The organism is Streptomyces sp. NPDC005070 (assembly GCF_053600395.1).
On record NZ_JBSFZS010000261.1, the window covers coordinates 1 to 5,271 of the forward strand.

Consider the following 5,271-nt stretch of genomic DNA (forward strand, 5'->3'; position numbering starts at 1 on the left):
GAGGTGCCGTCCCGGAACCAGACCGGCTCCGTGACAACTCGAAGAACTTTACTCACGCGGCAGGGCAGTGTCAACACCCGCCTGTCAAGATCTTTTGTCTCGCCCAAGCAAGCGCTCGGCCGGCATCGACCATGCGCAACCCCGAACGTCCGCACGCCCCGACTGCCACGGCAAGATCCAGCCGCAGACCAAGGTCACTTCATACGGATCACTGGACAGGTGCCAGCTGGGCCCAGGAACGACATCGCGGTGTGGCATGACCGTGTGGGTCCATGGCCGGGTTCTGAGGCGACGCGGCGCAGAGGCGCCTGCCGTTGTCTTGAGCATGTTGGCCGATGGCAGCGAAGGCCGCGGCGGCGGAGCCGGCAGGGAACAGGCGTAGGGCGATGGCTCGGTTCGACGTTGTGATGACGTAGTAGCGCGGTAGGAGAGGTCTCCCCAGCCTTCTCGGGCATGGGCACATCAGGACCCGGCCGCATCGCGTGCAGGCGATCCAGGGGACGAGGGCAAGACCGACCATGTCCTGCTCGACCTCACCCATGGATTGCGGGACGGTGCTTCCCGTGCCTCGGCCTCAGGCAGCAAGCCCGCGCGTCGATCCCAGATGACGGCGTCGTCGGTCACCTGGCAGACGCTACTGCCGTCGCCGATCTCATCGAGGTGACAGAACCTCGCTCGGGTCAGGGTGGACGAAGGTAGCGTCAGGCACGTCGAGGGCTTCCAGGTGGGCCAGGGGGAGCTTCCGTCATCGGACGACCTCGTTCCCTCCTCAGCCACCGCCGCGCACGCCGCCGCCCACGCACTCGCCTGCGAAGAGCCACTTCAGGAGACGACGATGGATGACGACGTTCAGCTGATCAGCGACGGCGACGGCCTGGCGGTCATCGGGAGTCCGACAGCTGTCGAACGCTTCCTCGTCTCCGAAGGACTGCCGTCGAAGGACCTCGGACTCTCACGGCTCGGATCAACCCTCAGCGCCGTGGCCGGAGCCGGACAGGCAGGGTCCGAGATAGCGGCCAACTCGGGTCGCTGGGTGAAGCTGACCGAGCAGTCCTCGCAGGCCCTCAAGAAGTACAAGCTGATGAAGGGCTCGCACGCGGGCTCCAACCGAGCCGTGCTGACAGAGAACGGCAGGATCAAAGGACTCCTCGAATTGGCGAGGACGCCCGGATCGCTTCTGAGCAACCCTGCTCTTCTGGCCGGTGCCGCGGGGCTCATGGCACAACTTGCGATGCAGCAGACCATGGACGAGATCACCGACTATCTCGCCGCGATCGACGAGAAGGTCGACGACGTGCTCCGCGCCCAGAAGGACGCGGTGTCGGCCGACATGATCGGAGCGGGCTTCATCCTCGAGGAGGCCATGACCGTCCGAGAACAGGTGGGTCGGGTCTCCGAGGTCACCTGGTCGAAGGTGCAGACCACGCCGATGACGATCGCGCGAACCCAGGCCTACGCGCTGCATCAACTCGACGCGCTCGCCGAGAAGATGGAGCGCAAGACCAAAATCGGTGATCTGGCCAAGGCATCCAAGGACGCCGAGTCCACGGTTCGGGAGTGGCTCGCTGTACTGGCTCGTTGTTTCCAACTGCACGAAGCGATCGCCGTGCTCGAACTCGATCGTGTGCTGGATGCGTCCCCGGACGAGCTGGAACGGCATCGCCTCGCACTTCGGGCTGCCCGGCAGAACCGTATGGAGCTCATCTCAAGAAGCACAGAGCGTCTGCTGGCCCGTGTGGACGCGGTCGTGGGAACGGCCAACACGAAAGTCCTGCTGCACCCGACCGCCTCACCGTCAGTGGTGCATTCGGGCAACCACGTCGCGATCGCCGTCGTCGACTTCCACGGACGGCTCGGGATCGAGCTCGGTCGACAGTCGCTGGACGCGAAACGATGGGCCGATGCGGCCACGGAAGCGAGGGACAAGGTGTTCGAGGCGGGTGCGGAAGGCGTCGATGCCGCCAGGCGCCTCGGCCTCGGGACCCTCGACCGCGCCAGGTCGGTGACGGGCAATCTCTCGAGCGGGATAGCCGGCCGAGTCCTCCGCCGGCGCGGCGCCGATGAGGAACACAACGAAGAGAGCTGAGGCGCGGACCATGCAGCGTCGTCGGGATCCACCAGTACCCCGGCTCGCAATCCGTGACCGCTCGCTGGAAGACTTTGAGCACGACCGCTGGCCCCGGCCGCCGCTGACGCAACTCGCCTTGTCTCGACAGCGCACGCCCTTCGCCTTCGGCCGATCGGCAAACTGACCGTTGAGGACCTGCGTCTGTTGATCGGGCAGGACCTGGGCCTCGCCTACCTGCTGCCGCTCGCGCTGGAAGTGCTGCGGGACGACCCGATGGCCGAAGGCGACACGTACGAGGGCGATCTACTGTCCGCTGTCCTGACCAGAAGCCCCACCATCTGGCAACAGTGCCCGACGCCCGCCTGGAGCTGAACGCGATCGTCTCGAAGCCGCCCGACCTACCGTCACCCCTGTCGCAGAAGGCCGCGAGCTTCCTGGAGCGGTAGGTATTACAGCGAGGGCCTTCTAACAGCGGCCAGGAGCTGTCCGGCCGATCATGTGACTGTCGCCTGGTCGGATCGTTGTCCTGTGTATGGGGCGGGGTGAACGTGGTGATCTGTCAGACGCGGAGTGGGAGCGGCTACAGCCGTTCCTGCCGGAGAACAACGGTCGGTGCGGGCGGTGGCGTGATCACCGGCAGGTGATCGACGGGATTCTGCACCGGGTTCGGACGGGCGTTCACTGGCGCGATCTGCCGGAGCGGTTCGGGCCGTGGAAGACGGTCTACGAGCGCCATCGGCTGTGGTCGGCCGACGGCACCTGGGAACGGCTGCTGCAGTGGATCCAGGCTGCGGCCGGCGCGGAGGGCGAGATCGACTGGGACATCTCGGTGGACTCCACCATCGTGCGCGCCCACCAGCACGCGGCCGGCGCCCGCACCGGCCCGCCGCCGGCCCTCGCTGGCTCAAAGGGGGACGAGCTGGTGGAACACCAGGACGAAACTCCGTGGCAGAGCCTCGTCAGCCGACTGATGGAGGTGGTGCGGGAGGCGAGGGCCTGGGCCGCTCGCGCGGCGGCTTCACCAGCAAGATCCACCTGAGCGCGGACGGCCGCTGCCGCCCGCTGTCCCTGATCGTCACGCCGGGGCAGCGGGCGGACTGCACCCAGTTCGTTCCGGTGCTGGAGAAGATCCGGGTCCCCCGGCTCGGGTTGGGCAGGCCCCGCAAGAAGCCCGGCACACGATCCCGGAGAAGGCCGACGGCCAGGCCGCGGGCCTGCGCAAAGGATCGCGCGGCGGACGGCCACCAGGCTTCGACGAGGACCGGTACAAGAAGCGCAATACCGTCGAGAGGGCTATCAACAAGCTGAAGAACTCCCGTGCCGTCGCAACCCGTTACGACAAGCGCGGATACGTCTTCCTCGGCACCGTCACCGCGGCCGCCCGGGTCATCTGGCTCCGCACATGACCGCGTGCAACGACGTCAGCTCACCGAGGCGCCCGGCACCAACGCCAGGCCCGCTGCCGCGAGGAAGTCCTCAAGGCTGATGGCACCACTACCGGTGCCGTCGTCCCATTCAGTCAGGAGCCCCGAGAGGCCCTCGTTCCAAGAGTCCGAAGTGTCGGCATCAAGGTCCGGGCCAGGATGCCACTCGACGCAGCCCTCTCCATGCCGGTATCGGAGAAACAAGTACTGGCCGTATACCGTCCAGGCATCCCACTGCGACGGGCAGGCAGAACACGTCTGCACAACCCGCACCAGCTTCCGGCCCTCATCCGTATCCATCCGAGGATGGTCGCGCACCAGCAGACCCCGGGCAATCCAGTTCAGGCTGCCGTCACAGGTGCCTTAAGTAGCGGCCAGACACACGCCGTCAGTGATCGGCCGGACAGCTCCTGGTGCTCTGACCGCATTGGTTCGCCGGGTTTAGACGACCGGGTCGAGCGCGCATCGCGACCAGTCCAACTCGCCCTCCATGCCTAGCCGGTCAAGCACGACACAGTGCAGCTTGGCCCACACCCGGGCCTTGGACCAGCAGGTGAAGCGGCGGTGCACCTGCTGCCAGGAGGCGCCGAAGGCCAGCGGCAGTTGCCGCCAGGTGGCCGCAGCAGCCCGAAGTGGGCCTCGATCGGGTTGGCCCGGGACGCGTAGGTTTGGTGGAGCATCGGATGGACGGATTCGCCGCACATCCAACCGCCCCGACCACCAATCCGGCGATCCCATGCGGTCAGAGCACTGGATGAGCCCGTGCTCCCGCCGCAGGCCGGACTCGCTGTTCGCCTATCGCGGCTGCGACCAGGTCCTCGCCCACAGGGTCGTCGTACTCGTGATCGCCCGCCTCGTCACCCGCCGACAACTCAGTTCAACTGCACTGGCGTTGAGATGTAGGGCCACTGGCTATCCGATGGATGCCCCGCGCTCGTGCCGTGATCCGGTCTCATGGGCGACGTTCGCTTTCACCCGCGTGGCTGGCCTCGTGGACGGACAGAGTCTCCGGGACCCTCGCGGCAATGACTGCTTTCCGCCTGGCGCCAACGCGCCGGTCGGCCATCAGCGACGATCAACGTGCGGCTCGCGTGCTTGCCCAAGCGAGCCCCAACCCGGCCGATCTTTGTAGTCAGTCGCTCAGCGTCGAGTCTGTCTCCTGAGCAAACTCGTTCGACATCGTTCGGGATCGTGGCACACGATGTGCGGCATGACCACGAACCGAAGGGTCCATGCCGCGTAGGCGGCCAGGACGCGTCCGGGCCGGCATTCCGCGGCACCGGACACCGGAAGCAGAGCCAGGCATCGACGGCTTGTCCTCGAGTGCACTGGCAGAGATCGCTCGTCTCGAACGCACCCGCAACTACCTGCAGCCAGGGGGCGTCAGCGAGGCCGTACGCCTCTGGAAGGACTATGTCCGCCGCGCCGAGCGCCAGCTGTGGCAGGACCACGAGTTGGGCGACGTTCACTGGTACTGCTGCGGCAATCCCCTCGAAGCCCGGGCTCTCCTCGACACCGTGACGCAAGCCATGACACCGCGGAACGCTCGCGCACTCCGGCAGCTCGTCAGCCGGCTCGACGCCATCCGGCGTCGGCCCGCCCCCTCCGTACGAATCTGGTGCCGGCTGACGACCAGGCTCGTAGCGCTGACGGGCTGGCCTCGATATTCGGGAAAATGATTCTGAACGCAGAAAACCCCCGGACCGGTATCCCCGGTCCGGGGGTTTTCTCAAAATTTGTTCGGCGGCGTCCTACTCTCCCACAGGGTCCCCCCTGCAG

Annotated in this window: 3 protein-coding genes and 1 pseudogene; 3 read left to right on the top strand and 1 reads right to left on the bottom strand. The window is 66.6% G+C overall.

The window, feature by feature from the left end:
- Positions 1–835: 835 nt before the first annotated feature.
- From ACWEBX_RS37135 to ACWEBX_RS37145, 3 genes and pseudogenes are all read left to right on the top strand, one after another.
- Positions 836–2,086, top strand: a complete 1,251-nt coding sequence (locus ACWEBX_RS37135) for a hypothetical protein (RefSeq protein WP_451889151.1) — start codon at positions 836–838, stop codon at positions 2,084–2,086.
- Positions 2,087–2,239: 153 nt separating this feature from the next.
- Positions 2,240–2,440 (top strand): contact-dependent growth inhibition system immunity protein, encoded by a 201-nt coding sequence (locus ACWEBX_RS37140; protein ID WP_451889152.1) that lies wholly within the window; start codon positions 2,240–2,242, stop codon positions 2,438–2,440.
- 160 nt (positions 2,441–2,600) lie between these two features.
- Positions 2,601–3,474, top strand: a pseudogene (locus tag ACWEBX_RS37145) (IS5 family transposase).
- 15 nt (positions 3,475–3,489) lie between these two features.
- On the opposite strand, the gene ACWEBX_RS37150 reads toward ACWEBX_RS37145, so the two are convergent.
- On the bottom strand, positions 3,490–3,792 hold the full coding sequence (locus tag ACWEBX_RS37150) for a hypothetical protein (protein WP_451889150.1): 303 nt from the start codon (positions 3,790–3,792) through the stop codon (positions 3,490–3,492).
- Between the last annotated feature and the right edge of the window lie 1,479 nt (positions 3,793–5,271).

Bases quoted from the DNA above. Each gene is read 5' to 3' on its own strand.
- ACWEBX_RS37135 (WP_451889151.1), top strand. From the start codon at position 836: ATGGATGACGACGTTCAGCTGATCAGCGACGGCGACGGCCTGGCGGTC.
- ACWEBX_RS37150 (WP_451889150.1), bottom strand. From the start codon at position 3,792: ATGGATACGGATGAGGGCCGGAAGCTGGTGCGGGTTGTGCAGACGTGT.